Genomic DNA, 25,928 nt, shown 5'->3' with positions numbered 1-25,928 from the left:
CTTCACTGCCGCAGCCGTTCGATGGCCTGGGCCAGCGCAACATAGAGTTTGCCCATGTCGGAAGAGAGGATGGCGACGCCCAGCGTGTTGCCGTCGCGCGCCGCCAGGATGATCCGCAGCATCGCTTCGAAATCGTGGATGTAGCGGTTCACATGCTCGCGAAATTCGGGGTCGGCGTCATAATGCAGCGCAATTTCACGCGATTCCCCAGCGTCGAGCAGCTTGACCGCGCGGCGGGTGAAGACGCCCCGGTCGCCTTTCAGATAGGCGGACCAAGATGAGTCGGTGACGTCGTTCGACAGGATCTTGGCGACGTCGATGGCGGTGCTGTTGAGCGATTCGATCAGTTGGGCGGAGCGGCGGGCGAAATTGTCGCGCTCGCGCCCTTCGGATGCGCGTTCATGCTCGTCGATCCGCTGTTCGATGGCGGCGCTGGCCTGATCGATGGCGGAAAGCTGTCGGCCGAGGCGCTCGGAGGCCTGTTGCGCGGCCTTGACCGCTTCCTCCGCTACGGTGGCGACCTTGGCGATCTGTTCGGCGACATGCTGGCCGATCGCCTGTTGCAGCGCCTGACCGCTGGTGTCGCTCAAGGCCTGGGCGGCTTCGGGAATGGCGCGGCTCAATGCCTGACGCGCGCGTTCGGCGGCCTGATCTGCGGTGTCCTTGACGCGCAGCAGGGCGGTGACGAGCATCGGCCCGGCGCTTTCGGTGATGCGGGTGCTGCTGGCGTGCGCTTCGTCCAGCCCGGCGCGCAGTTCATCGACCCGTTGCAGGCTGGCGGCGACGCTGCGCTGGGTGTCTGCCAGCCAGTGGTCGAGCCGTTCGGCCTGTCCCCGGATCAGCCCTTCGCTCTCTTCGGCGCGACCGGCAAGCGATTCCGATATGGCCTCCAGCCGCTCGAATTCCGGCGTCATGGCGGTCAGCAGGTTGCGTGTATCGCCAATGCGGCCGTCGAAGCGTTCCAGCGCGGCGGGATAGGTTTCATCCAGTTCGCGGACGCTGGAATCGAGCGCGACCAGCAGCCCTTCGGCGCAACCGATCAGCTTTTCGGCGGTCAGCCCGCCCTGCGCCAGGGCGGCGTCGATGCGCATGGTCTCGGCGGTCAGGCGGCCCATGGCGTCGGTCAGCCGCCCGGCGCGGGCCATGGCCTCCGCCTCGAAACTGGCGAAGCGGTGTTCGGCGCTTTCCACCCGGTCGATCAATGTTTCGTTGAGGCCGCTGACCAGCGCCTGTTGCCCTTCGACCAGCGCGTTGAGTTGCAGCAGGCGGCCTTCGACCTCGCCCATTTGCTCCACGGCGCCGTTGACCGCCTGTGTGCCGATAGCGGTGACTTCGGTCCGGGCGCGGTCGAGCAGCGCTTCGAGACGGACTTCGGCCACGCGCATCTGCCCGTCGGCGCTGTCGGCTGAGGCGGCGGCGATGGCGGCGACCTCCGTGCGCGCGCGATCGAGCAGCGCGTGGAGGCGGGATTCCAGTTCGTTCATCTGCCCGGCGGCGCCGTCGGACGCATCGGTTGCGATGGCGGCGACGTCGGACCGGGCGCGGTCGAGGAGCACCGTGAGGCGGGTTTCGAGCTCGGTCATCTGTCCGTCAGCACCATCGGTGGCGTCGGCGCTGATGGCTGCGATTTGTGTGCGGGCGCGTTCCAGCAGCGCCTCCAGACGGTCGGACTGGTCAGTCAGCCCCTCGCTGGTGACGGAGATCGCTTCGCGCGCGCCGCGCAGGGCGAGGTCGATGCGGCCAGACGCCAGATCGGACAGGCCGGTGACTTCCTCTGAGGCGGCGCGGGTTTCTTCCTGAAGCTGCTTGAGTTGAACGGTCAGGCTTTTCGTGGCCGACAAGGTGCGCGAGCGGGCCTCGTCCGACAATTCGGTGAGCGCCGTCAGGCGCGCCTCCAGCGTGTCGAGGCGTTCGGAGAGGGCATGGCCGTTGTCTGCCAGTTGCGTGCCCATGCGGACGGCGCGATCCTCCAGATCGGGCATGGCGGCGACCAGCGCATCCATGCGCGCGGCCAGCGCATCGGTGGCGCGCTGCGCGCTGGCGGCGCGTTCCGCCGTTTCGGCGGCGCGGGCGGCGAGGAGTTCGGCCGACGCCTCCATATTGGAGCTGGCGGCGGCCCCATAATTGTCGAGCAGGGCGGCCTGATCCTGCATCGTCTGGCGCGCGGCCTCCAACTGGTCGGCGATTCGGCCGAGGCGCAGTTCCAGCAGGTCGCCCTCCGTCCGCATGGCGCGCGCGGTGTCGAGATAGCGGCCCGATTCCGCGCGGCTGTTGCGGGCGAGCAGCAGATAGCCGACGCCCAGCATGATGAGCGGCGCCGACAGGGTCGCGACCGCGCCCGGCAGGTCGGACGCGGCGGTCAGCGGCGTGGCGACGCCATAGGCCCAGACGCAAAAGCCCAGCCATGCGACCGCCAGCGCGGCGATGGTCCAACGCAACCGCGCCACGAAACGGGCGGAAACGCCGTTCATGCCTTCATCGTCCCCAATATCCAGAACCGCCTGGTTCAATAAGAGAATATCATCCCCGCGCGCGCCCTGCGGCGCGGCGGATTGTTCGTCTCGCCAGAATTCGACGATGGTGCTGCCCCCGCTCATCGGACCACCCTATCATTTTTTCACGGCGCGAAAACCGCCAAGTTACGGATCGTTAACGGCTGGTCGATAAGTCGTGCATCATGTCCTATGATCCCGGTGCCCTGAATGCCGCATTGGCCGCCGCTGTCGGCGAGGACGCCGCGTTGATCGGCGATCTGCGGATCGCCTTCATGGAAAGCGCCGAACGGCAACTGGATCTGCTCGGGCGGGCACGGTGCGACGCCAACTGGGAGCTGGCCGCCTGGCGACTGAAGGGCCTTGCCGCCAGTTTCGGGCTGACCGGGCTGATGGCGATGGCCGATGAAGCGGCCAGGGCGGCGCCGGGCGACCCGCGCATCCTGCGCCGGTTGCGTGCCACGCTGGACGGCCTCAGCCAAAGCTGAGCTTCGGGCGAAGGCTTTGCTTGCGCAGCGGGCGCAGCCTTGCGAAAAGGCGGCAACTCCAACAATCGGGTCGACATAGTCCATGGCTTTCGCGGCACTGCTGAGCGCGTGCAAGTCTTCCACCGATTCGACGGGCGCATTGCGCGGCAACCTGCATTTCGCCGGGCAGACGCTGGTCGAATATCAGGCGCGGCAAGCGGCGCGCGCCGGCGCGAGCCAGGTGCTGATCCGCGTGTCGGCGGTGACTCCGGCGCTGTCGCAGGCGGTCGACCGGCTGAGCGCCGACGGGATTTCGGTGAGCCTGATCCGCGACATGGTGACTTTGGTCCGCGACGCGCCGCGCGACCGGGACATGTTGGTGGTCGCCGACGGGATGATTGTCGCGCAGGGTTATATCGAGGCCATGGCGCAGAGCGAGGGCAATGCGCTGCTGGTCGCGGATGACAGCCGGGCAACGGCGGCGTTCGAGCGGATCGACGCGGGGCAACGCTGGGCAGGGCTGGCGCGAATCGCGCCGGACCTGCTGTTCGGCACGCTGGACATGATCGGCGAGTGGGATCTGGAACTGACTCTGGTGCGCGCGGCGGTGCAGGCGGGCGCGCGGCGCGCCACCGCGTCGCAGGACGATGTACTCGAAGGGCGCGTCGCCCTGGTCGAGGGGCAGCGCCATGCCGAGCTGGTCGCTCATGCCGTTATCGCTGGCGAACCGCAGCTTGCCGGGCATGACGGCGGCTTCGAACATTATGCGCTGTCGCCGGTTGCGCGCATGATCGCGCCGGTGTTGCTGCGCAGCCAGATACCCGCCATGCAGGTGCGCGTGGCGGCCATCGCCATGGCCGCCATTGCGATGGTGCCGATCGAGCTGACATGGGGGGCGACGGGGCTGGTGATGCTGATCGTCGCGCTGATGCTGGGGCTGACCGCCGACCGGCTGGACATGCTGTCGCTGCGCCCGCGCAATGACGGATGGACGGCGATGGCGACCCCGATCATGGCGGCGGTGGGCATGGCGCTGGCCGATGGCGGCTGGGGCGGCGTGCAACTGGCGCTGTTGTTGGGCGTCATCCTGATTGCCGACAGGCTGGGCCGCACGGGGGCGGCGCGGCCGTGGATGATCTTCACGCCGGGCAGCGCGCTGATGTTCCTGTTGCTCGCGTCTTTGCTGGACAGCCTGGCGCGCGGCGTGATGATGGCGATCATGGTGGCGACGCTGTCGCTGGGCGCGATGCTGTTGCGCCGGCCCGCCGCCTGACGCCGATTGGCAACGGTTTGCGGCCAAAAGCGGACGGGTTGAGCAGAGCGCCGAGGTTTAGCGCATGTTAAGGACGTCGACCTATGGTGCCGGGCATGAGCGCCGCTTCGTCTCCCTTGTCGATGATGCTGGCCGACGACTGGCCGACGACATCCATCGCGGCCGGCGTGTCGGCGGCGCCCGTGCGCCATGCGGTCGATCTGGCCCGGCTGTTCCCGGTCGAAGGCGGCGATTGGTCCGACCGGCTGGTGGTGGAGACCCGGCGGCAACTGGCCGGGTGCCTTGCGTGGGTGGAAATGGATTTGCGGCGGATATTGGCGCAGGCGCCCGCTTTGGCAGGGGCGCTGGGACCAATGCCCGACGCTGTGGGATGGACGACGCTGAGCGCGCATCCCGCGCTGATGGGGCCTGAACTGGTCGCGCATATGCGGCTGCGCGCGGGGCTGGGGCTGTTGCTGCGGCAGCAGGGCGCGCCGGGCGACATGGATGCGGGCGTGAGCGAGCCTGCCGATTTTTCCGCGGGCGGGGAGCCCGATCTGGCCGATTGCGCCGCCGCGCTGGCGATGGCCGAGGGGCGATGGGCGGCGCCGGGGTTGCAGGATGGCCCCATCAAGCCGGACATGCCCGCCGAATATTTTGCCGAACTGGTCTGGATTGCGGCGGCATCGCTGTGCGCGGCGATGATCCGCGCCGGGACCGCGGCGGTGGACAACATATTGGAGGCGGTGGACGCCGCCGGAGCGGCTATGCTGGCGCGGCACGACGAAGGCGCGGGCGCGCTGGGGCTGGCCGACCGGCTGGTGCGGATGGCGGGCGCGCAGGCGGATGAACCGACCTTGCTGGGCCGGGCGCTGGAGCAGCGGCGGTTTCTGTTGTTCGGGGCGCTGGCGGCGCGGCGATTGCGCCTGCCGACGCCCGTGGTGATGGCGGCGCTGGTCGATGGGCCTCTGTTGCAGGTGGCGGCGCTGTGCCATGCCATTGGCGGCGGTCCGGCGGACTATGGGCTGATGCTGATGGCGCTGCGGCCGGTGCGCCCGGCGCTGGGCGATGCGATGATCCTGAGCGAGACGGAGCGTTATGCGGCGTTGACCGCTGCGGAGGCGGATGCGGTGGTGGCGATGCTGCGGGTGGCCGCCCCCTTGCGCGAAGGGCTGGCGCAGATCGCGCGGCTGGCGCGGCCGTGAACATGAACGCGCACCCCGCCATTTTGCGCGCGAGCGTGGCCGCCGATGGCCGGTTGATAAGCGCGGACGCGCCGATATTGGCGTTGCAGCGCGAGGCGGGCGGCGCGCTGGGCGAGATGCTGGCGGTGCCCGCACTGGCGGCGGTGGCGCGGCTGGTCACGCGACTGGGCATCATGGTGTCGCGGCCGGTGGTCGCGGCGGGCCTTACCCATGATGTCGACATGTGGGTCCGCGCGCGCCCCGATGCGGGCGGCGTGGCGATGGCCATTGTCGACTGGCGCGAGCGGCCGGCGGCGGGTCCCATGGGCGAGGAAGCGGAGCGGCAGGCGAGTTTCGCCGCCAGCGCCGAAGGCTGGATATGGCAGGTCGACCCGGCGATGCGTTTCACCCTGTGTCTGCCGGGCGAAGGGCCGGACGGGGCGCTCCCCGATCCCGCGCCGGTGGCGGGCATGGCCTTTACCCGGATGTTCACGCTGTTGCCCGACGCCGATGGCGACCTGGCGATTTTGGGCGCCTTTGCGCGGCGGCAACCTTTTGAACGGCAACATGCCAGTTTGCGGCAGGGCGGCGGCGCGGCGGTGCTGTTGTCGGGCTTTCCGCTGTTCGACGCCATGGGGCGTTTGATGGGCTATCGCGGTCATGCCGCGCCTGATCGCGGTCATGCCGCGCCTGATCGCAGCGATGAGGCGGAGGCGGCGACTGGCGCGGAGGGCGCGGAGCCGATGGTGGGCGTGGATTTCAGCCGGCGGCTGGATCGCTCGCTGCGCCTGCCGTTGGGGCGGATCATCGCCAATGCCGACAGCATCGCGGCGCAGATGGACGGGCCGCTGCGCCCCGATTATGCGGGCTATGCGACCGACATTGCGTCGGCGGGGCGGCATTTGATGGCGCTGATCGACGATCTCGCCGATTTGCAGGCCATCGATCGGCCCGATTTCGCGGTGGCGCGCGAGGAGGTCGATCTCGCCGATGTGGCGCGGCGGGCGGCAGGATTGCTGGGCGTCAGGGCGCTGGACCGCAAAATCCGCATCGACCCGCCCGACATGGACGAAGCGATGCCCGCCATAGGCGAGTTTCGCAGGGTGCTCCAGATATTGGTCAACCTGGTCGGCAACGCCGTGCGCTATTCGCCCGACGGGTCGCAGATATGGCTGCGCGTCGATGGCGACGAGGCGGAGGCGCGGGTGACGGTGGCCGATCAGGGGCCGGGCATCGCCGCCGACATGCAGGACAGGATTTTCGACAAGTTCGAACGGCTGGGCCGCGACGATGCGGGGGGCAGCGGCCTTGGCCTCTATATCTCCCGACGGTTGGCGCGGGCGATGGGCGGCGACATTTCCATCGAGAGCGCGCCGGGACAGGGCGCGCGGTTTACGCTGAGTTTGCCGACAGGGTGAAGATGCGGGCGATCAATGGATGCTGAAACAAGTTCAGCATGACGAAGAGACGAATATCGCCCTTTGATCGCTTGCAGACGGATCGAGACGCCCATGCTGTTATTCAGCTTCACGGAGCGGACAATGGCCGAAAAGGGGGAAGCTGGACCCCGGCGCAAGGCCGCGGTGACGGGGGTTAAGGCCGACAACGAAAAAGGCGACGCCGTGGGGCGCCGCCTTTTTGCGTTTCAGGGCTGGTCGACGGGATCAGCGCTTGTCGACGGGGACATAGTCGCGCTGGGTCGGGCCGGTGTAGAGCTGGCGCGGGCGGCCGATCTTCTGCGCGGGGTCCGAAATCATTTCGTTCCACTGCGCCACCCAGCCGACGGTGCGGGCGAGAGCGAAGAGCACGGTGAACATTTCGGTCGGGAAGCCGATGGCCGACAGGATGACACCCGAATAGAAGTCGACGTTGGGGAAAAGCTTCTTTTCGATGAAATATTCGTCGCTGAGCGCGATCTTTTCAAGCTGGCGGGCGACGTCGAAGATCGGATCGGTTACGCCCATGACGCGTAGGACGTCCTCGGCCGTCTTCTGCATCACGGTCGCGCGGGGATCGTAATTCTTGTAGACGCGGTGGCCAAAGCCCATCAGGCGGAACGGATCGTCCTTGTTCTTGGCGCGGGCGATATATTCGGGGATGCGGTCGACCGTGCCGATTTCGCGCAGCATGTTGAGCGCCGCTTCATTGGCGCCCCCATGGGCCGGACCCCACAGGCAGGCGATGCCCGCCGCGATGCAGGCGAAGGGGTTGGCGCCCGACGAACCGGCGAGGCGAACGGTCGAAGTCGATGCGTTCTGTTCATGGTCGGCGTGCAGGATGAAGATCTTGTCCATCGCATCGACGATCACCGGATCGGGGACATATTCCTCCGCCGGGACCGAGAAGGTCATGCGCAGGAAATTGGCGGTGTAGGACAGGTCGTTGCGCGGATAGACGAAGGGCTGACCCGCCGAATATTTATACGCCATGGCCGCGATCGTCGGCATCTTGGCGATCAGGCGGTGGCTGGCGATCTTGCGCTGCACCGGATCGTTGATGTCGGTCGAGTCATGGTAGAAGGCCGACAGCGCGCCGACCACGCCGCACATGATGGCCATGGGGTGCGCGTCGCGGCGGAAACCGCGATAGAAGGTCGTGAGCTGTTCATGCACCATGGTGTGGCGCGTGATCGTGCGGGTGAATTCGTCCAGTTCCGCCTTCGAGGGCAGTTCCCCGTTCAGCAGCAGATAGCTGACTTCCATGAAGCTGGACTGTTCGGCGAGTTGGCCGATGGGATAGCCGCGGTGCAGCAGGACGCCTTCGTCGCCGTCGATATAGGTCAGGCCCGAATCGCAACTGGCGGTGGAGGTGAAGCCGGGATCGTAGGTGAACATGCCGGTTTGCGCATACAGCTTGCGCACGTCGATAACCTGCGGACCGACGGTGCCATCCATGATGGCGTAGTCCTTGCTCTCCCCATTCAAGGTCAAAGTGGCCTTGCTATCCGACATTTTGTTCTCCCTCAATTGCCAGAACCGACCGGCGCATTCACCACGCCGTTCAGCCGCGATAAGCTCTCTTCCCGCCCCAGCAGGAAGAGCACGTCGAAAATCCCCGGCGACACCGTTCGCCCCGTCAATGCCGCGCGGAGAGGCTGGGCGATCTTGCCCAGTCCCAGTCCCGCATCCTCCGCCACGTGGCGTATCTTTTCCTCGATGGCTTCCACCGTCCAGACCGGAGCGGCGGCAAGCGCATCGGCCGTTCTGGCCAGCAGCGCACGCGCCGAGTCGTCTAGCAGAGCGGATGCCTTCTCGTCAAAATCCAGAGGGTAATTTTTGAACAGAAATTCCGCGCCCTCGGCAATTTCGTTAAGCGTCTTCGCGCGCGGCTTGAGCGAGGGCATGGCCGCCGTCAGCAGTGCGGCCGCGCCATCGGGCAGGGCGATCCCCATGCGGGTGGCGACGCGGGGGGCGACCAGCGCGGCGAGGCGGGCGTCGTCGGCTTCCCGCAGATAATGGCCGTTAAGATTTTCCAGCTTCTTGAAGTCGAAGCGCGAGGGCGAGCGGCCGACGCCGCCAATGTCGAACAGTTCGATGGCCCGTTCGCGCGAGATGATCTCCTCGTCCCCATGGCCCCAGCCCAGGCGCAGCAGATAATTGACCACCGCTTCGGGCAGGAAGCCCATTTCGTCGCGATAGGCGTCGACGCCCAGCGCGCCGTGACGTTTGGACAACTTCGCTCCGTCCGCGCCGTGGATCAGCGGGATATGGCCATAGACCGGCTCTTCCCAGCCCATGGCGCGATAGATGCAAAGCTGGCGGAAGGCGTTGTTGAGATGGTCGTCGCCGCGAATGACATGGGTGACGCCCATGTCATGATCGTCGACCACCACGGCCAGCATATAGGTGGGCGTGCCGTCCGACCGCAGCAGGATCATGTCGTCCAGTTCGGCATTCTGCACGACGACGCGGCCCTGCACCGCATCCTCGATCGCCGTTTCGCCCTCGCGCGGGGCCTTCAGCCGGATGACATAGGGCGCGCCTTCGGGCGCTTCCTGCGGATCGCGGTCGCGCCAGCGGCCGTCGTAGCGCATGGGCAGCTTCGCCGCGCGCTGCTGTTCGCGCAATTCCGCCAGTTCTTCTGGCGTCGCAAAACATTTATAGGCGTGGCCCTGCGCCAGCATCTGGTGCGCGACATCTGCGTGGCGGGGCGTGCGGGCGAACTGGAACACGGCCGGTTCGTCGCCCAGCAGGCCAAGCCATTCGAGGCCGTCGAAGATCGCGGCGACGGCTTCGTCGGTCGAGCGGGCGCGGTCGGTATCTTCGATCCGCAACAGGAAGGTTCCGCCATGGTGGCGGGCATAGAGCCAGTTGAAAAGCGCGGTGCGGGCGCCGCCAATGTGCAAATATCCGGTGGGAGAGGGCGCGAACCGGGTTACGACCTTCTGCTTGCTTCCGGTTGCACTCACCAAGCTAATTCCTCAATCTTGTCTTTGGTTCGACCCATGAATTTGACGCCCCCTAGCATGGCTTTTGAGCCACGACAAACCTCCGTTGGTGGGAGGATGGGACAGTTTGCCTCGCCCCTGCTGGGAAGGGTGGAAGGCTGGCTGGAGGCGGAGCGCGATCAGGTGGCGCTTTGGGCGCCGGTGGGATTGGGGGTAGGGATTGCCGCCTGGTTTGCGCTGCCCGGGCCGACCGGCTGGCTGTGCGTCTGTCTGGTCGCGCTGTTGCTGGGGGCGGTCGGGCAATGGGCGCTGGGGGGCAAGCGGATCGGCGGCATGATGGTGGCGGGCGGCTTGCTGGCGTGCTGCGGATGCCTGCTGATCTGGGGCAAGGCGCTGGCGCTGGGCGAGCCGCCGCTGGCGCGGCCTGTGTTCACTTTGGTCGACGGGCGGGTGCTGTCGCTGGCCGAGCGGCCTGCCGACGCCATGGTGCGGGTAATGGTTGAGCCGGTCGGGCGGCCGGACCTGCCAGGGCGTGTGCGGTTAAATATCGCGATGGGGGATGTTCCCGCGGGGCTGGGCAAGGGCGCGCGGATCAGGGCGCGGGCGCGGTTGATGCCGCCCGCGCCGCCCGCCGTGCCGGGGGCCTATGATTTTGCGCAGCGCGCCTATTTTCAGGGGATCGGCGCGACCGGGCGTGCGCTGGCCCCGGTGGAGGTGGTGGAGGCGGCCCATGGCGGGGCGGGTCTGCGCGCGCGATTGTCGGCGCATGTGCGTGAGCGCGTCGCCGGGCCACAGGCGGGCATCGCCGTCGCGCTGGCCACCGGCGATCAGGGCGCGATTGCCGAGGCGGATGCCGAGGCGATGCGGCGCAGCGGTCTGGCGCACCTGCTGTCCATCAGCGGCCTGCATGTGACGGCGCTGGTTGGTGCGATCATTTTCATGGTGCTACGGCTGGCGGCCCTCAGCCAGCGGGCGGCGCTGCACTGGCCGTTGATGATGATCGCGGCGGGCGCGGGCGCGCTGGGCGGCGTTGGCTATACGCTGCTGACCGGAGCGGAGGTGCCGACGGTGCGGTCGTGCATCGCCGCGCTGCTGGTGCTGGGCGCGATGGCGATGGGGCGGGAGGCGATCACGCTGCGGCTGGTGGCGACCGGCGCGCTCATCGTGCTGCTTTTCTGGCCCGAAGCGGTGGTGGGACCGAGTTTCCAGATGAGCTTTGCCGCCGTCATGGCGCTGGTGGCGCTGGGCGAACTGCCGGCCTTTCGCGCCTTTGCGATGGCGCGGGACGAGCCGTGGTGGCGCCGGGGCGGGCGGGCGATGGCGGCGCTGCTGCTCACTGGGGTGGCGGTGGAACTGGCGCTGATGCCTATTGCGCTGTTTCATTTTCATCAGGCCGGGATGCTGGGCGCGCTCGCCAACCTGATCGCCATCCCGCTGACCACCTTTGTGGTGATGCCGTTCGAGGCATTGGCGCTGGCGATGGACGGGGTGGGGGCGGGCGCGCCGGCATGGTGGGTGGTGGAGCGGGCGCTGGGCCTGTTGCTGTGGGTGGCGCATCATGTGTCGGCCAGCCCGATGGCGGTGGTGATGGCCCCGGCTTTTGGCGCGGGTCTGTTTGCGGTCATCGTGGCGGGCGGATTGTGGCTGTTGCTGTGGAAGGGGCGGGTGCGGTGGTGGGGAATCGCGCCGGTGGCGGTTGCGATGGCCGTCGTGGCGTTGACGCCGCCGCCCGATGTGATCGTGACTGGCGACGGGCGGCATGTGGCGCTGCGCCTGCCCGGCGGCGGCATGGCGACGTTGCGGCCGGGGGCGGGCGAATATGTGCGCAACATGATGGCGGAAAGTGCGGGATATGATGGCGTGCTGGCGGCGATGGCGGATTTGCGCCAAGCGCGGTGCGATGGCGATCTGTGCGCGGTGGCGCTGGGCCGCGACGGGGCGATGCGGCTGCTGGCGACGCGCAGCGGCGGGATGGTGCCGATGGCGCGTTTGCGGGCGGAATGCGCGGTGGCGGATATTGTGGTGAGCGACCGGACTTTGCCGCGCGCCTGCCGCCCGCGCTGGCTGAAGCTCGATCGGCGGACGCTGGCGCGCAGCGGCGGGGTGGCGATCACGCTGGCGGGGCGCAAGATCGTCCAGGTGTGGCGCCCGGGCGACCGGCATCCGTGGATCGTGCGGCGACCGGGGCGCGCGCCCCGGCCCGGTCAGTTGTAGCGGCGCAGCAGGCCGGCGAGCTTGCCCTGAATGCGGACCTGGCGCGGATCATAATATTGCGGCTGATAGGCGCTGTTGGCGGGGTCGAGGCGGACCTTTGCCCCTTCGCGGCGGAAATATTTGAGCGTCGCCTCCATATCGTCGATCAGGGCAACGACGATCTGCCCCTCCCGCGCCACGTCGGTCCGCTGGATGAGGGCGAAGTCGCCGTCCAAAATGCCCGCTTCCGCCATGGAATCGCCCGCCACCTCCAGCGCATAATGATCGCCCGAGCCCAAGAGCGCGGCAGGGACGGAGAGCATGGCCGTGCCCTCCAGCGCCTCGATCGGGACGCCGGCGGCGATGCGGCCGTGGAGGGGGATTTCGATGACGTCGTTGGCGGCGACGGGCAGGGCGCGCGGCGGTTGCGGCGCGGCCTTTGGCGAGGGCCGGGCGGCGCGGCCGATGGCTTCGGGCAGCTTCATCACCTCCAGCGCGCGGGCGCGGTTGGGCAGGCGGCGGATGAAGCCGCGTTCCTCCAGCGCGTTGATGAGCCGGTGGATGCCCGATTTGGAACGCAGGTCGAGCGCGTCCTTCATCTCCTCGAACGAGGGCGACACGCCGTCCTTTTCCAGACGGTCTTGAATGAAGCGGAGCAATTCCTGCTGTTTGGGCGTCAACATCGCCTTATCCCCGGGTTAAGGAACGGATGGGGAACGTATAGGAAACGAAGGCGATATTTGTCAAGCGCTGTTGGATGGCGGGCGGGGGCCGGTGGATGCGGCCCCCGCTGACGGCTTCAGTGGACCGGCGTGGCAGCCGGGGGCGCGGCGGGCGCGGCGTCGGCCGGGGCGGGCTGCTTCAGCTCGTTGAAGCGCTTGACGAGATCGTCGCGGAAGGCGTCGAGCTTGCCCTCGTCATAGAGTTTCTTGCCGACATAACCGGCGATGGCGCCGAAAATCAGGGTGCGGATCATGGAATGCTCCTGTGCTTGGGTTCGACCATGATAACCGGCGGGCGGGCAGAGGGTTCCGCGCATTTCCGGCGAGCGGACGCGATTTCGATGCGCGGCGTCGGCAGGGAGATCAGGGCGGCGCGAGCCCGAAATAGGCGTCGCGGGCGCGGGTCGCCGCCTGCTCATAGGGGCGGCGCGCCTCCTCATCGCGGAGCGCCAGGATTTCCTCCTCCGCGCGGGTCAGGTCGCGCTCATAATCGTCAATGTCGTAGGACGGATCGCTTTCGTCGCCGTCAAAGCCGGGCGGGGAGGGGAAATCGGTGCGCCATGCCTCCCGGTCTTCATCCCACCACACGCCGCGCAGCCGGGCGGCGGCTTCATCGGGCGGAAGATCGGCGAGCGGGACAAAGGGGGGCGAAAGTTCACACCGTTCATGCGCGATGGAAATGCGGGCGTTTTGCGGGGCGGCGGCGGTGGAGAGAAGATTGCGGCGGACCGCGATGAACATGGCGACGGAGGCGGCGGGGGCGAGCAGGGCGGCGGCTTCGCCCTCCGCCGGGTCGGGATCGCCCGGCCGTTCGCCCAGCAGGGTCTGCGCGTCGGCGCTGGCGCGGGCGGAGGGCTCCTGACCGGCAAGGGGCAGGCCGTCGCGCGCCGCCTCTTCCAGCATGACGTCATGCGGGCAGATCATGTCGCAATAGGCGGTGAAATCCTGCGCGACGATGCGGGCGAGTGCGGCGTCACTGCCTTCGGGCGGACTGTCGGCCATGCGGTCGAGCCGGGCGAGCATCGACATGGCGAGGCGGTTGTCATGGCGGTGGCGGCGGATTTCCAGATTGTCGGGATCGCGGCGGATCACCTCCTCCTGCCCGGTGATGGCGCGGGCGAGCAGATCGGTGGCGAGCCGGTCCCGCGCGATCAGGATCGCCGCGTCCCACCCCAGGCGAAAGGCCGCGCCATCGTGACGGATGCGCAGATTATAGGCGGAGCGCGCGGTGATGCGGACGGCTTCGCAGGCAAGCATGATGACGCCAGTGGCGGCGAGGGTTTCGAGGAAACGCCGCTGGCGCGCGGGGCTCCAGCCATGGGCGCGGGTGGCGTCGGCAGGGGTGGGGAGGTCGCCGGGGAGCGAGGGGGTGAGCGGCGGAAACGGCGCGGTCATGGCAAGGCTCCTTCTGATGGGAGGGTTTGCCGGGACGGTATCAGGGGTGCGGGGGTGTAGGACAGGAAATAGGATTTGGGGCGTCAGGGGGAGGTCACCAGTTGCCGCCTGCATCCTTGATGGCCTTGAGAAGCGCCTTTTTGGAGGCCGTGCGGCGAAGGCCGCTGTTGCGGGGGATGTCGGCGTCGGTAATGCCGAGTTCGGCGCGGCGGCGGGCGAGTTCGCGTCCAAATTCTTCCATATTGATTGCGGGGCGCGTTGGCTTGTCAGTCATCGGGGCGCTCCTTTCTGTGATGTCAGGGATATTGCTGGCGGGTGTGGATGATGGCCATCACCTCTATGGCGTCGGTGACGCGATAGACGAGGACGTAATTGGGCGTGACCAAGGCTTCGCGCGTGCCGGGCACTCGGCCGGTGCGGTACATATAGGGATGGGTGGGCAGGCGTTCGGCGGTGTCGCGGATCGCGTTACCAAGCCGCTCTGCGGCGGCCGGGTTGTGCATTTCTATGAAGTCGATGATGGCTTCGAGATCGTCTAGCGCACCTTCGTCCCAGATCAGTGGGAGCATCAGACGTTCTTGCGCCGGTCTATGATCCTTTGCATTCGGGCCATGACCTCATCATGCGGGATGCGGGGGCTTTTAGACGCTAGCCTTGCCTCGACCTTCGCCCGGAACCAGGCGTCGTAAGCCTCGGCTTCCTCGGTCGTCGCGAACTCGGACTCGATGGGGGTGAGTTTGGTCATAGGAGGAGTGTAACAGGGATAAGCGGTGGCGCCAATCATGACTGACAGTTCGGGAAAGGCGCGCCGGTCACTATAGTCGTGATGTAGAGATTTAGAAACTTACCACGGTGATCCAATCTCGTTTGTCCCATCTGATTTTACCCTCTAGTGGCTAGTGCTTCAGCGTTTGCTAATTGCCAAACATCTGGATCTGCCCAGCCCCCAAATCTAATGCGTCCTTTGCCATCGCGTATGGTCGATCGTATTTGCTCCGCACTTGCATCGCCCAATAAAGGACTCAAGCGTGAAAAAAAGGACTTAGATGTTGCCCTGACATATGTAGGGAACGCACCATAGGAGTCTGATGCGTAAACTAATGACACTGGAACCCAATCTGAAACACCTGTGTCTGATTTTATCATTCCTCTTAGGTATAATGTGAAGTCAGCTTCCATAAAATTGCCGAATGAAACTATCGAATGATTAAACGTATCCTTAATTATATCTGCATGAACTGATAATCTATTTAGCGACAAACGTCTTTTTCTAATTTCTTCTAGGCTTTGGAGATATGTACGTAATGATGTGTAGTTCTCAAGTTTTCCAGTATATTCATTTGAATTGGGTTTGAAAAATGGAGTGGATAGCACACTATTGGCAAAAGAAAACTTCCTTTGCCTCATGCAACATGCGATGGTAGCTACGAAAGTGCTGTGAGCAAAAAATTTCAGTGCGTCATTATCTATAACGGAGTATCTTCCGTTATCTGGCCGTCCATAATCCCATAGACAAAATAAATCTTCTAAAAACCTATGAATAGCGTCCGCTGATGACGATCCTTCATCATTTTCGATTATCGCATTAATAGCCGTAATCGCTTGCTCGCGAAGAGGGATGGATTGTTCAATCGTATCAACTATTCTTTGGTCAGAATCGGATACATCAGCGAGGGATAAGCAAAGGTTTTTAGCATCTTCTGCTATCCCAGAGAGTACCGCAGAAGCAGCCTTTTTCGGGTCTCCGCCTCTACTTTGAATGGCGCGCAAGGCGCTCGCTCCCTTTAGTAAGTCGGAGTTGCCCTGAAATGTCTCATCGAGATATTTTGGAGGTTTCCCAATTGGCGGAACAGGATGAAAAGGTTTATCGAAGCACCACCGGAGAACCTTTTCATAATTCGATGCAAAAGATTCTTCCGAAGAAAAGTCAAAATAAAGCCTATTGGCCAGGTATCGGGGAAGAAGGGGCGATCCATCCTCGTCTATCTCTCTAACCGCCGCAGCAAATTTCGTCTGATCTACCTTAGAATAGACCTCAGAAGATACAATCTGGGCTTCGGTGCCCACTCCCCCTTGGCGTTGATCTGCACGCTCGACGTATCCTGCATCACAAATGAGTAGTACTTTGGTAACGCTCCTATCGTTTACCATTCTCTCCATGAAAACAAACGTATCATTTCCTTCCTTAAGATGCCATTTGTCCAGAATTACATCTACGCCATCAGAACGAAATGATGTCGCGAGATCAAGAACCCATTGTTCATGTTGGGGGGAAGACCATCGATAGGATATAAACATTTTTGGCAGAGTGTTTTCCTCAGTCTTGTTTGTCATTATCTACCCCTTTGAACTCCATCAGCTTTAAAGCTGCTCACTCCGCCGCCACAGCCTCCAACCCCAACAACGGCGCCAGATACCGCCCGGTAAAGCTCCGGGCGTTCTTCGCGACCTTCTCGGGCGTGCCCTCCGCGACGACCTCGCCGTCCCCTTCGACTTCGTTCTCGGCTACGCTCGAACTTCGCTCAGGACAGGCTTGACGCCGCCCTGCGGTTGATCGCGTTCGACCGTCCCCCGGACGGTCTCGGCGCGATCAAATGTCGAGGATCCAGTCATTCTGCGGCCTCGGTCTTCGGCTGGGCCAAAAGGGGGGCGAGATAATGGCCGGTGAAGCTGCGCGGTTCCTTGACGACTTGTTCCGGGGTGCCGGTTGCGACGATCTCCCCCCCCTTTACCCCACCCTCGGGACCGAGATCGATTATATAATCCGCCGTCTTGATGACATCCAGGTTGTGTTCAATGACCACCACGCTGTTGCCCTGGTCGACCAGGGCGTGGAGGACTTCCAATAGTTTGCGGACGTCCTCGAAATGGAGGCCGGTGGTGGGTTCGTCCAGGATGTAGAGGGTCTGGCCGGTGGCTCTGCGGGCGAGTTCCTTGGCGAGCTTGACGCGCTGGGCTTCGCCGCCGGAGAGGGTCGTCGCCTGCTGGCCGACCTTGATGTAGCCGAGGCCGACTTCGGCGAGCATTGCCATCTTGTCGCGGATGGGGGGGACGGCCTTGAAGAATTCGACCGCATCCTCGACCGTCATGTCGAGCACGTCGGCGATGCTCTTCCCCTTGAACTTCACCTCCAGCGTTTCGCGATTGTAGCGCGCGCCGTGGCACACGTCGCAGGTGACATAGACGTCGGGGAGGAAGTGCATCTCGATCTTGAGCACGCCGTCGCCCTGGCAGGCTTCGCAGCGGCCGCCCTTGACGTTGAAGGAGAAGCGGCCGGGCTTGTAGCCGCGCGCCTGCGCTTCGGGGAGGCCGGCGAACCAGTCGCGGATGTTGGTGAAGGCGCCGGTATAGGTGGCCGGGTTGGAGCGCGGGGTGCGGCCAATGGGCGACTGGTCGATGTCGATCACCTTGTCGCAATGTTCAAGGCCGGTGACCTTGTCATGCGGGCCGGCGACGATGCGGGCGCCGTTCAGCGCACGGGCGGACGCGGCGTAGAGGGTGTCGATGGTGAAGCTGGACTTGCCGGAGCCGCTGACGCCGGTGATGCAGGTGAATGTGCCGAGCGGGATCGACGCGGTGACGCCGCGCAGGTTGTTGGCGCGGGCGTTGTGGACGGTGAGCTTCTTGCCATTGCCCTTGCGGCGTTTGGCGGGCACTTCGATGCGGCGGACGCCGTTGAGATAGTCGGCGGTGAGGCTGTCCTTGTGCGTCAGCAGTTCGGGGAGCGTGCCCTGCGCCACGATGGTTCCGCCATGCACGCCGGCCCCCGGCCCCATGTCGACAATATAGTCGGCGGCGCGGATGGCATCCTCGTCATGCTCGACAACGATGACGCTGTTGCCAAGGTCGCGCAGGCGCTTGAGGGTGACGAGCAGCCGGTCGTTGTCGCGCTGGTGAAGCCCGATGCTGGGCTCGTCGAGGACGTAGAGGACGCCCGACAGGCCGCTGCCGATCTGCGAGGCGAGGCGGATGCGCTGGCTCTCGCCGCCCGACAATGTGCCGCTGGTGCGGTCGAGGTTGAGATAGTCGAGGCCGACATTGTTGAGGAAGCCGAGGCGCTCGACGATCTCCTTGAGAATGGCGCGGGCGATCTGGTTCTGCTGGTCGTTGAGATGGTCGGGGAGGGTGGAGAAGAAGGCGAGGGCGTCGACCACCGAGCGGCGGGTGGAGACGGCGATGTCCTCGCCCGCGATCTTGACGGCGAGGGCTTCGGGTTTCAGGCGCGCGCCGCCGCAGGTTTCGCAGGGCATGGCGGTCTGATATTTGGACAGTTCCTCGCGCATCCAGGCGCTTTCGGTCTGCATCAGGCGGCGGTTGAGGTTGCCGATGACGCCCTCGAACGCCTTCTTCACCTCATAGCTTTTCTTGCCGTCCTGAAAGCGCAGGGTGACGGGCTTGCCGCCGGTGCCGTGGAGGATGATGAGCTTCACCTCGCCGGGCAGGTCGGCCCAGGGGGTGTCGAGCGAGAAGCCGAACTCCTTCGCGAGGGAGCCGAGCACCTGCATATAATAGGGGCTGGGCGGGTTGGATTTGGCCCAGGGGACGATGGCGCCTTTTTTCAGGGACAGGGCTTCGTTGGGGACGACCAGTTCGGGATCGAACAACTGCTTTTCGCCCAGACCATCGCAGGCGGGGCAGGCGCCCATGGGGGCGTTGAAGGAGAAGAGGCGCGGTTCGATTTCGGGGATGGTGAAGCCGCTGACCGGACAGGCGAATTTTTCGGAAAAGACGATGCGGTTGGCGGGGATTCCGACGTTTTTCATGCCGCTCTTGGCCCTCTCCCTTGAGGGAGAGGGTTGGGTGAGGGTGTCCGAAGCGAGAGGTGGGACGCTCGGCTGCGCCTCGCTCCCCCTCACCCCGACCCTCTCCCCGTGGGGGAGAGGGAGATCGGAATCCGCGAGGTCGACATAGGCGAGGCCGTCGGCCAGTTTCAGCGCCTGTTCGAAACTGTCGGCCAGGCGCGTGGCCATGTCGGCGTTGACGGCCAGGCGGTCGACCACGACTTCGATGTCATGCTTGTATTTCTTGTCGAGCGCGGGGGCGTCCTCGATCAGCATCATTTCGCCGTCGATGCGCACGCGGGTGTAGCCCGCCTTCTGCCACTCGGCCAGTTCCTTGCGATATTCGCCCTTGCGGCCGCGCACCACGGGGGCGAGCAGGTAGAAGCGGGTGCCCTCCGGCAACTGCATCACCCGGTCGACCATCTGGCTGACGGTCTGGGCGCTGATGGGAAGGCCCGTGGCGGGCGAATAGGGGACGCCGACGCGCGCCCACAAGAGCCGCATATAGTCGTAGATTTCGGTGACCGTGGCGACGGTGGAGCGCGGGTTGCGGCTGGTCGTCTTCTGCTCGATGCTGATCGCGGGCGAGAGCCCCTCGATATGCTCGACATCGGGCTTCTGCATCATTTCCAGAAACTGGCGCGCATAGGCGGAGAGCGATTCGACATAGCGCCGCTGCCCCTCGGCATAGATGGTGTCGAAGGCGAGGGAGGATTTGCCCGAGCCCGACAGGCCGGTGATGACGATGAGGGAGTCGCGCGGCAGATCGACGTCGACGCCCTTGAGGTTATGCTCGCGCGCGCCACGGACGCTAATGTGGGTCAGACTCATGGCATCGTTCTTTATTTGTTCGGGAGGGGGGAGGCAAGGGTGTTGGGGCAATTGGCCGAGGAGGAAATGGAGCGTCGCGGCAATTGTGCAAGGGGCAAGCAGTTCGACGAACCGTGCATGGCCCAATGGATTGAGCTTGCTCAGATAATCGGTCGACAATAGTGCTGATCATTATGGGGGGCGCGGTGATTCATGGCATGAAATCATCGCATCTGTTCGATTTTGGAGGATTGGAATGACTGGTAGCGTGCAAGGCCGCATCGATGTGCGTGGTGACAGCGACTGGTATCGGGTTCAGTTTGAGGCGGGCAAGACCTACCAGATTCAATCGGGTAATGACGGTCCTTTTCTGAAGTTGATGTTGCCGGATGGCACGGAATATAGCCCGCCTGTGGCCTATGCCAACGAGATCACCTTTGTTGCGCCGGTGAGCGGGGACTATTGGCTGGCAGTATCGGATAGTTATTTTGGTATGAATTTCTATTCCATCAATGCCTATGAAATCGCGGATGCCAATCCGGCGTCGCTGGCAACGGCCCTGACCCTGGCCGTGGGCGAAACGGTGACGATGAATAATGTCGTCGCGGATGATTGGTATGCGGTCGATCTGACGGCCGGCCAATCCTATTTTATGACAACGGAATTAGTTGACGATCTTTACATTGTGGACGCGCAGGGCAACATGATCGGTGACGTATCATCGTATCAGTTGCATTTCACGCCCGCTGCAAGCGGCCGCTATTATGTCGGCCACCATTCTTTTAGTAACAGCCGCTATTCGCTTTCGCTGGACGCGGTGGCGGATGATTATGGCACGTCAGCGGCCGCTGCGGGTATGTTGACGGTCGGCCAAACCGTGGCCGGGGTATGGGAAACAGGTGCGGACTGTGACTGGTTCGCAGTCAATCTGGTGGGGGGCGTCGGCTATCGATTCAGGGCAACCGTTCCCGGAGAAGCGGGTCATTCCGGCATTGCGCAGATTTTTGATGCGGCCGGCAACCTGTTGGCAAGCGGTGCCGATGGTTTCCCGTCCGTGGATTTCGAGGCTATTTCGGACGGGACCTATTATGTAGCGGTCAATACGGGCACTGAATATTATAACCCGTTCGGCAACTGGCATTATAATCTGACAGCTACGGTCTTGCCGGTAACGCCAGAGCCGCCCTCCACATTGTTGGCGATTGGGGGGACGGTCGTTGTTCCCGCGCCGGGAACGGTCGGAAGCGATCGCTATCGAGTCACGCTGGAGGATGGCCAATCATATAGCTTCATGGCATCCGGCGGCGTCGGACCGAACGGTCCCCGCTTCACCCTGCTGGACGCCAATGGCAATTTTCTATCGTCAGAGACGGATTTCGGGACGACCAGCACTATCTTCAATGTCGGCGTCGGCCAGACCGGGACCTATTATCTGATCGTGGATGGCGATGCGGGCTATACTTTGAGCAGCCAAGCCTTGCCGGACGATTATCTCGCGAGCAGCCTTACTACCGGTCGTCTCGAGGTTGGTGGAATCGTTGCGGGCAGGCTGGAGGGCCAAGGCGACAAGGACTGGTTCGCGATCGATCTCACGGCGCACAAAAGCTATACCTTTTCCAGCGAGGATGGCGGCGTGCGGATCACGATCCGCGATGCGCAAGGGCAAACACTAAACAGTGACGGCTGGTGGGACCAGCATGTCTCTGTCTCGGCATCGGGTACTTATTATTTGGAAGTCACCGGCGGTGAGACGGACTATGTGGTCGGTATCGCCGAATTGATCAATGATGTCGCGGAAGACACGACCTCTCTGGGTATCATTGGCAATCGGATTGTGGGTTCCGATACTGAAGGTGACCGTTTCGTCAGCACATCGAACCATGACTTTTTCATAGGCCGCGGCGGCGACGATCTGTTCCTGGCGGGGGCTGGGCATGATCGCTACATTGGCGGTCTGGGTATCGACCGGGTGACCTTCGCGGGCGCTGAAGCCGGCGTTACCGTCGATCTTTCGCAGGGCGGGTTGCTCGAGGATGGCGCACTCAGGATCGTCATTGCCGAAATCGAGATCGTCGAAGGCTCTGGGTTTGCCGATCGCCTGACCGGTGACGATAGCGCCAACAGGCTGCTTGGAGGTCAGGGCAACGACGTTCTGGAAGGCGGTGCGGGCGACGACCTGATGGATGGCGGCGCTGGCGCGGACTTGCTGGTCGGCGGGCTGGGCAGCGATGTGATGAAGGGCGGGCATGGCGCCGATGTTTATGAGGTGGAGGATGCCGGCGACACCGTGATCGAAGTCGTGACCGGCGGCATCGATGAAGTGCGCACCGACCTTCTCGTCTATGCCCTTTCCGCCAACGTCGAACGGTTGACCGGGACAAATACGGCTGGTCAGGCGCTGACCGGCAACGCCGGCGCCAACCGCATTCTGGCGGCCGGCGGCAGCGATGTCATCAACGGCGGCCGTGGCGCCGACGTGATGAGCGGCGGCGCGGGTAACGATATCTATTATGTCGACAATGTCGGGGACGTTGTGGTCGAAGCCAAGGACGGCGGCGTCGATCAGGTCAATGCGGGCGTGGACTACACGCTCGGCGCCTATCTGGAAAAGCTGAACCTTTTGGGCAGTGGCGCGATCAACGGCACCGGCAACGCGCTCGATAACAGCATCACCGGTAATGCCGGCGCCAACATCCTGCGCGGCATGGCCGGCAACGACGTGATGACGGGGCGCGGCGGGGCGGACCAGTTCTGGTTCGAAACCGCCCTTTCAGCCGCGAAGAATGTCGACCGGATCACCGATTTCAGCGTGATCGACGACAGCATCATGCTCGATGACGCCGTGTTCGGCGCGATCGGCCCGGCGGGTGCTCTCGCGGTGGGCGCTTTCCGCATCGGCGCCGGTGCCGCCGACGCCGACGACCGCATCATCTACAACAGCATTTCGGGCCATCTCCTTTACGATGCCGATGGCAGCGGTGCCGGCGCGGCCCAATTGTTCGCGGTGATCGGCACTGGCCTGGTGCTGACCAACGCGGACTTTTTCGTGGTGTGATTGGCGGCGTCGGCAGCGGCGCACGAGGATGGCAAGGCAGTTTGCTGTAACAATCGAACCGGGGCGACGGTGGGTGCGACATTGCATGTCGCCCGCCGCCTGCCCGCCGACATCATCTTTCCGCGCATGAAGAAAAACTATCGGTTGCCGTAGCGTAAAGCTGTGCCCATGCCGTTCGTCGGCTGCTATGGGCCGTTCGTCGGCGGGGGATGCTGTTCGCCCGATCATGTGGGCCCGTGGTCGAAGCGCGCTGCCGCGGCGCAGCAAATCGGCTATGGTGGGCGCATCGGAAACGACGGTTTTGAACGGTCGCCGATACGGGAATGACGGTCTTTGTTCGTCTAACCCCGTGAAAAGAGTTTCGAGATCCTGCAGTGCCCGACAGCATCCAGGATACGCCCCCGGCCTTCCCTTGCGCCGGGGGCGTTTTTCGTTTTCGCGCCATCCATGCATGTCTGATTCGCTGCTTGCCGTAGCGGAAAGGCGGACGAACGACAGGTCCATGTCGTTCGTCGCGTCGTTCGTCCAAGGCGGTTGACGCTTTGTCGACGGCGCGGCGGTTGGCCGACGCCATCGGCCGCCCGTCGAACGGCGCGGGCTTCGCCGGCGGCCCCCGCGTAGAAGGAAGGGGCAGGACGGAAAGGCAGGCATCGCCCCCCAACAGGATGCCAACCCTGGAAGTCCGCGCCGGCAGGCCCCGATCTTCAGCCCCCCCCAACGGGGCATGCCGGCTCCACAGGGTTTCAAGAGTTTGAGGAGATTTCGCCATGTTCATCAAGACCACCATCGCCGCCCTTTCGATGATCGCCGTTGCGGGCGCCGCCAATGCCGCCGAGTTCGTTTCCAACGGCCAGACCAGCGAGGTTCGCCACGGCGACCTGAAGCTGAACACCGCTTCGGGCCAGAAGGAACTGGATCGTCGCATCCGCGCCGCCGCCAGCCGCGTCTGCGCCGTCGGCACTCTGGAGGACCGCATGACCTGCCGCAAGCTGGCGGTCGCCAATGTCCAGGCTCCGGTCGCCGCCGCCATCGCCCGCGCTGAAACCGGCGAGCGTTATGCCGAAGCCGGCACGGATGCGAAGACCCGCGCGGTCGTCGGCAACTGAGCCGCCATCCCGATCCGTCCCGGACGGAATTTCAAGGGCGCCGACCTCTCCGTCGGCGCCCTTTTTGTCATGCGCTTGTGATGGGCGACGGCTCCGCCTAAATCCCTGCCATGTCGTCTCCGCAATCCCCCGACCGTTTCAACGAGGACAAGGCCAGCTTCACCGTGCGCGGCGCGGGCGCGCCCGATATCGACGCGGGGGTGGAGGCGATCCGCACCACGCTGAAAACCCTGCCGGTGCGGCCGGGCGTCTATCGGATGCAGGATGCGCGCGGCGATGTGCTCTATGTGGGCAAGGCGCGGGCGCTGAAAAACCGGGTCGCCAATTACACCCAGGTCGACCGGCTGCCCAAAAGGCTCCAGCGGATGGTCGCGCAGACGCGCAGCATGACCATCGTCACCACCAACAGCGAGGCCGAGGCGCTGTTGCTGGAGGCGCAGCTCATCAAGCGGTTTCGGCCGCCATACAATGTGCTGCTGCGCGACGACAAAAGTTTCCCCTTCATCCTGCTGCGCGAGGATCATGCGTTCGCGCGGGTGCAGAAGCATCGCGGCGCGCGCAAATATCAGGGGCGCTATTATGGCCCCTTCGCCAGCGCGGGTTCGGTGACGCGGACGATCAACGCCTTGCAGAAGTTGTTCCTGCTGCGGTCGTGCACCGACAGTTTCTTCGCCAACCGCTCGCGGCCCTGCCTGCTCTATCAGATCAAGCGATGTTCGGCGCCCTGTGTCGGGCGGATCGACGCGGACGCCTATGCCGAACTGGTGCGCGACGCGCAGGATTTTCTGGGCGGCAAGTCGACGCAGGTGCAGCAGAAGCTGGGCGCGGCGATGGAGCAGGCGGCGGAGGCGCTGGATTTCGAGCAGGCGGCGGTGATCCGCGACCGGCTGAAGGCGCTGACCTTCATTCAGGGGAGCCAGGCGATCAATGCCGAAGGGCTGGGTGACGCCGACATCTTCGCGCTGGCGGCGAAGGGCGGGGCGATGTGCATTCAGGCCTTCTTCATTCGCGGCGGGCAGAATTGGGGGCATCGCAGCTTTTTCCCGGTCCACACCGCCGATGTGGCGGAAGAGGAGGTGCTGGCGAATTTCATGGCGCAATTTTACGAGGAGGTGCCGCCGCCCAAGCTGATCCTGGCCGACCGCGCGCCGACCGAGAGCGAGTTGATCGCGCAGGCGCTGACCGAAAGGGCGGGCGGCAAGGTGCGGATCGACGTGCCGCAGCGGGGCGACCGGGTGCGGCTCATCAAGCAGGCGCAGCGCAACGCGGTCGAGGCGCTGGACCGGCGGCTGGCCGAAAGCACGGCGCAGGGGCGGATATTGGACGAGATGGTCGAGACCTTCGGGCTGGAGGGCGTGCCCGACCGGATCGAGATTTACGACAACAGCCATATTCAGGGCGCCCATGCGCTGGGCGCGATGGTGGTGGCGGGGCCGGAGGGCTTCCGCAAGAGCGCCTATCGCAAGTTCAACATGAAGAACCCGGAGATCAGCAACGACGATTTCGCGATGATGCGCGCAATGTTCGAGCGGCGCTTCGGGCGCGCGGCGAAGGAAGACCCGGATCGCGACAGCGGCGAATGGCCCGACCTGGTGCTGATCGACGGCGGCAAGGGGCAGTTGTCGGCGGCGCGGACGATGCTGGAGGAAATGGGGATAGAGGATGTCACCATGATCGGCGTCGCCAAGGGGCCGCACCATGGCCGCGAGGGGCGCGAGGTCTTTCACCTGATGGACGGGCGGGAAGTGACCTTTCCGCTCAATCATCCGGTGCTCTTCTATCTTCAGCGCCTGCGCGACGAGGCGCACCGCTACGCCATCGGCGCGCATCGGGCGAAGCGGAGCAAGGCGATCACCGTATCGTCGCTGGACGAGGTGCCGGGCATTGGCCCGGCGCGGAAAAAGGCGCTGCTGATGCATTTCGGCACGGCGCGGGCGGTGCGCGACGCGGCGCTGGAGGATCTGCAACGCGCGCCCGGCGTGTCGAAGGCGGTGGCGCAGCAGGTCCATGATTATTTTCATGGGTGAGGGGATCGTTGCGCGGCCCTGCGCGCTTCATGCCCGCCACCTGACTGGAAGGATGAC

General features: G+C 64.6%; 19 protein-coding genes. 8 read left to right on the top strand and 11 right to left on the bottom strand.

Translation table 11 applies throughout. The features are described 5' to 3' along the window. Positions 1-2: 2 nt before the first annotated feature. On the bottom strand, positions 3-2,597 hold the full coding sequence (locus GGR44_RS02670) for a coiled-coil domain-containing protein (protein ID WP_183953874.1): 2,595 nt from the start codon (positions 2,595-2,597) through the stop codon (positions 3-5). 80 nt (positions 2,598-2,677) lie between these two features. Here GGR44_RS02670 and GGR44_RS02665 point away from each other — a divergent pair, with 80 nt between their 5' ends. The 4 genes from GGR44_RS02665 (at position 2,678) to GGR44_RS02650 (ending at position 6,813) form a co-directional block, all read left to right on the top strand. Then, the gene (locus tag GGR44_RS02665; protein WP_183953873.1) at positions 2,678-2,980 is read left to right on the top strand and encodes an Hpt domain-containing protein; all 303 of its coding nucleotides are present in this window, start codon (positions 2,678-2,680) and stop codon (positions 2,978-2,980) included. An 82-nt stretch (positions 2,981-3,062) separates the two neighbouring features. Continuing rightward, complete coding sequence (locus GGR44_RS02660; RefSeq protein WP_183953872.1) at positions 3,063-4,232, top strand: hypothetical protein; 1,170 nt, start codon at positions 3,063-3,065, stop codon at positions 4,230-4,232. A gap of 95 nt (positions 4,233-4,327) precedes the next feature. Further along, positions 4,328-5,416 carry a hypothetical protein gene (locus tag GGR44_RS02655; RefSeq protein ID WP_183953871.1) on the top strand — a complete coding sequence of 363 codons (1,089 nt, stop codon included), beginning with the start codon at positions 4,328-4,330 and terminating at the stop codon, positions 5,414-5,416. Then, the gene (locus tag GGR44_RS02650; protein ID WP_183953870.1) at positions 5,413-6,813 is read left to right on the top strand and encodes an ATP-binding protein; all 1,401 of its coding nucleotides are present in this window, start codon (positions 5,413-5,415) and stop codon (positions 6,811-6,813) included. The genes GGR44_RS02655 and GGR44_RS02650 overlap by 4 nt, the downstream gene beginning before the upstream one ends. Before the next feature lie 246 nt (positions 6,814-7,059). Here the strand turns inward: GGR44_RS02650 and GGR44_RS02645 are convergent, their stop codons facing one another. Then, a complete protein-coding gene (locus tag GGR44_RS02645; protein ID WP_183953869.1) occupies positions 7,060-8,346 on the bottom strand; it encodes a citrate synthase in 1,287 nt (428 codons plus the stop codon). A gap of 11 nt (positions 8,347-8,357) precedes the next feature. Next, positions 8,358-9,803 carry a glutamate--tRNA ligase gene (gene gltX / locus GGR44_RS02640; protein ID WP_183953868.1) on the bottom strand — a complete coding sequence of 482 codons (1,446 nt, stop codon included), beginning with the start codon at positions 9,801-9,803 and terminating at the stop codon, positions 8,358-8,360. A 96-nt stretch (positions 9,804-9,899) separates the two neighbouring features. Between gltX and GGR44_RS02635 the strand changes: the two genes are divergently transcribed. Continuing rightward, positions 9,900-11,996, top strand: coding sequence for a ComEC/Rec2 family competence protein (locus tag GGR44_RS02635; RefSeq protein ID WP_246344274.1), 2,097 nt, complete (start codon positions 9,900-9,902; stop codon positions 11,994-11,996). Here GGR44_RS02635 and lexA read toward each other — a convergent pair. The 8 genes from lexA to uvrA all read right to left on the bottom strand — a co-directional run bounded on the left by lexA (position 11,987) and on the right by uvrA (position 19,704). Beyond that, entirely contained in the window at positions 11,987-12,658 is a 672-nt protein-coding gene (lexA, locus tag GGR44_RS02630; RefSeq protein WP_183953866.1) for a transcriptional repressor LexA, read from the bottom strand. The two genes, GGR44_RS02635 and lexA, sit on opposite strands and share 10 nt — an antisense overlap. 116 nt (positions 12,659-12,774) lie before the next feature. Then, positions 12,775-12,951, bottom strand: coding sequence for a hypothetical protein (locus GGR44_RS02625; protein WP_183953865.1), 177 nt, complete (start codon positions 12,949-12,951; stop codon positions 12,775-12,777). Between the two features lie 109 nt (positions 12,952-13,060). Further along, complete coding sequence (locus GGR44_RS02620) at positions 13,061-14,092, bottom strand: hypothetical protein (RefSeq protein WP_183953864.1); 1,032 nt, start codon at positions 14,090-14,092, stop codon at positions 13,061-13,063. A gap of 94 nt (positions 14,093-14,186) precedes the next feature. Continuing rightward, complete coding sequence (locus GGR44_RS02615; RefSeq protein WP_183953863.1) at positions 14,187-14,366, bottom strand: hypothetical protein; 180 nt, start codon at positions 14,364-14,366, stop codon at positions 14,187-14,189. A gap of 22 nt (positions 14,367-14,388) precedes the next feature. Beyond that, complete coding sequence (locus GGR44_RS02610; protein WP_183953862.1) at positions 14,389-14,661, bottom strand: type II toxin-antitoxin system RelE/ParE family toxin; 273 nt, start codon at positions 14,659-14,661, stop codon at positions 14,389-14,391. Next, positions 14,661-14,837: a type II toxin-antitoxin system RelB family antitoxin gene (relB, locus tag GGR44_RS02605; protein ID WP_183953861.1), complete on the bottom strand. Its 177-nt coding sequence runs from the start codon at positions 14,835-14,837 to the stop codon at positions 14,661-14,663. The genes GGR44_RS02610 and relB overlap by 1 nt, the downstream gene beginning before the upstream one ends. 137 nt (positions 14,838-14,974) lie before the next feature. Beyond that, positions 14,975-16,426, bottom strand: a complete 1,452-nt coding sequence (locus tag GGR44_RS02600) for an SEFIR domain-containing protein (protein WP_183953860.1) — start codon at positions 16,424-16,426, stop codon at positions 14,975-14,977. Positions 16,427-16,701: 275 nt separating this feature from the next. Continuing rightward, a complete protein-coding gene (gene uvrA, locus GGR44_RS02595) occupies positions 16,702-19,704 on the bottom strand; it encodes an excinuclease ABC subunit UvrA (RefSeq protein ID WP_183953859.1) in 3,003 nt (1,000 codons plus the stop codon). A 235-nt stretch (positions 19,705-19,939) separates the two neighbouring features. On the opposite strand from uvrA, the gene GGR44_RS02590 reads away from it, so the two are divergent. The 3 genes from GGR44_RS02590 to uvrC all read left to right on the top strand — a co-directional run bounded on the left by GGR44_RS02590 (position 19,940) and on the right by uvrC (position 25,871). After that, entirely contained in the window at positions 19,940-22,738 is a 2,799-nt protein-coding gene (locus GGR44_RS02590; protein WP_183953858.1) for a calcium-binding protein, read from the top strand. 767 nt (positions 22,739-23,505) lie between these two features. Next, positions 23,506-23,844, top strand: a complete 339-nt coding sequence (locus GGR44_RS02585; RefSeq protein ID WP_183953857.1) for a UrcA family protein — start codon at positions 23,506-23,508, stop codon at positions 23,842-23,844. Positions 23,845-23,954: 110 nt separating this feature from the next. After that, complete coding sequence (gene uvrC / locus GGR44_RS02580) at positions 23,955-25,871, top strand: excinuclease ABC subunit UvrC (protein ID WP_183953856.1); 1,917 nt, start codon at positions 23,955-23,957, stop codon at positions 25,869-25,871. The last annotated feature ends 57 nt before the right edge of the window (positions 25,872-25,928 follow it).

Origin of the sequence: Sphingobium fontiphilum (genome assembly GCF_014196635.1) — a bacterium.
Taxonomy (GTDB): Bacteria; Pseudomonadota; Alphaproteobacteria; order Sphingomonadales; family Sphingomonadaceae; genus Sphingobium; species Sphingobium fontiphilum.
Note: the sequence above shows the minus strand (reverse complement) of the source record. Positions and strands in the feature narration are given on the sequence as shown.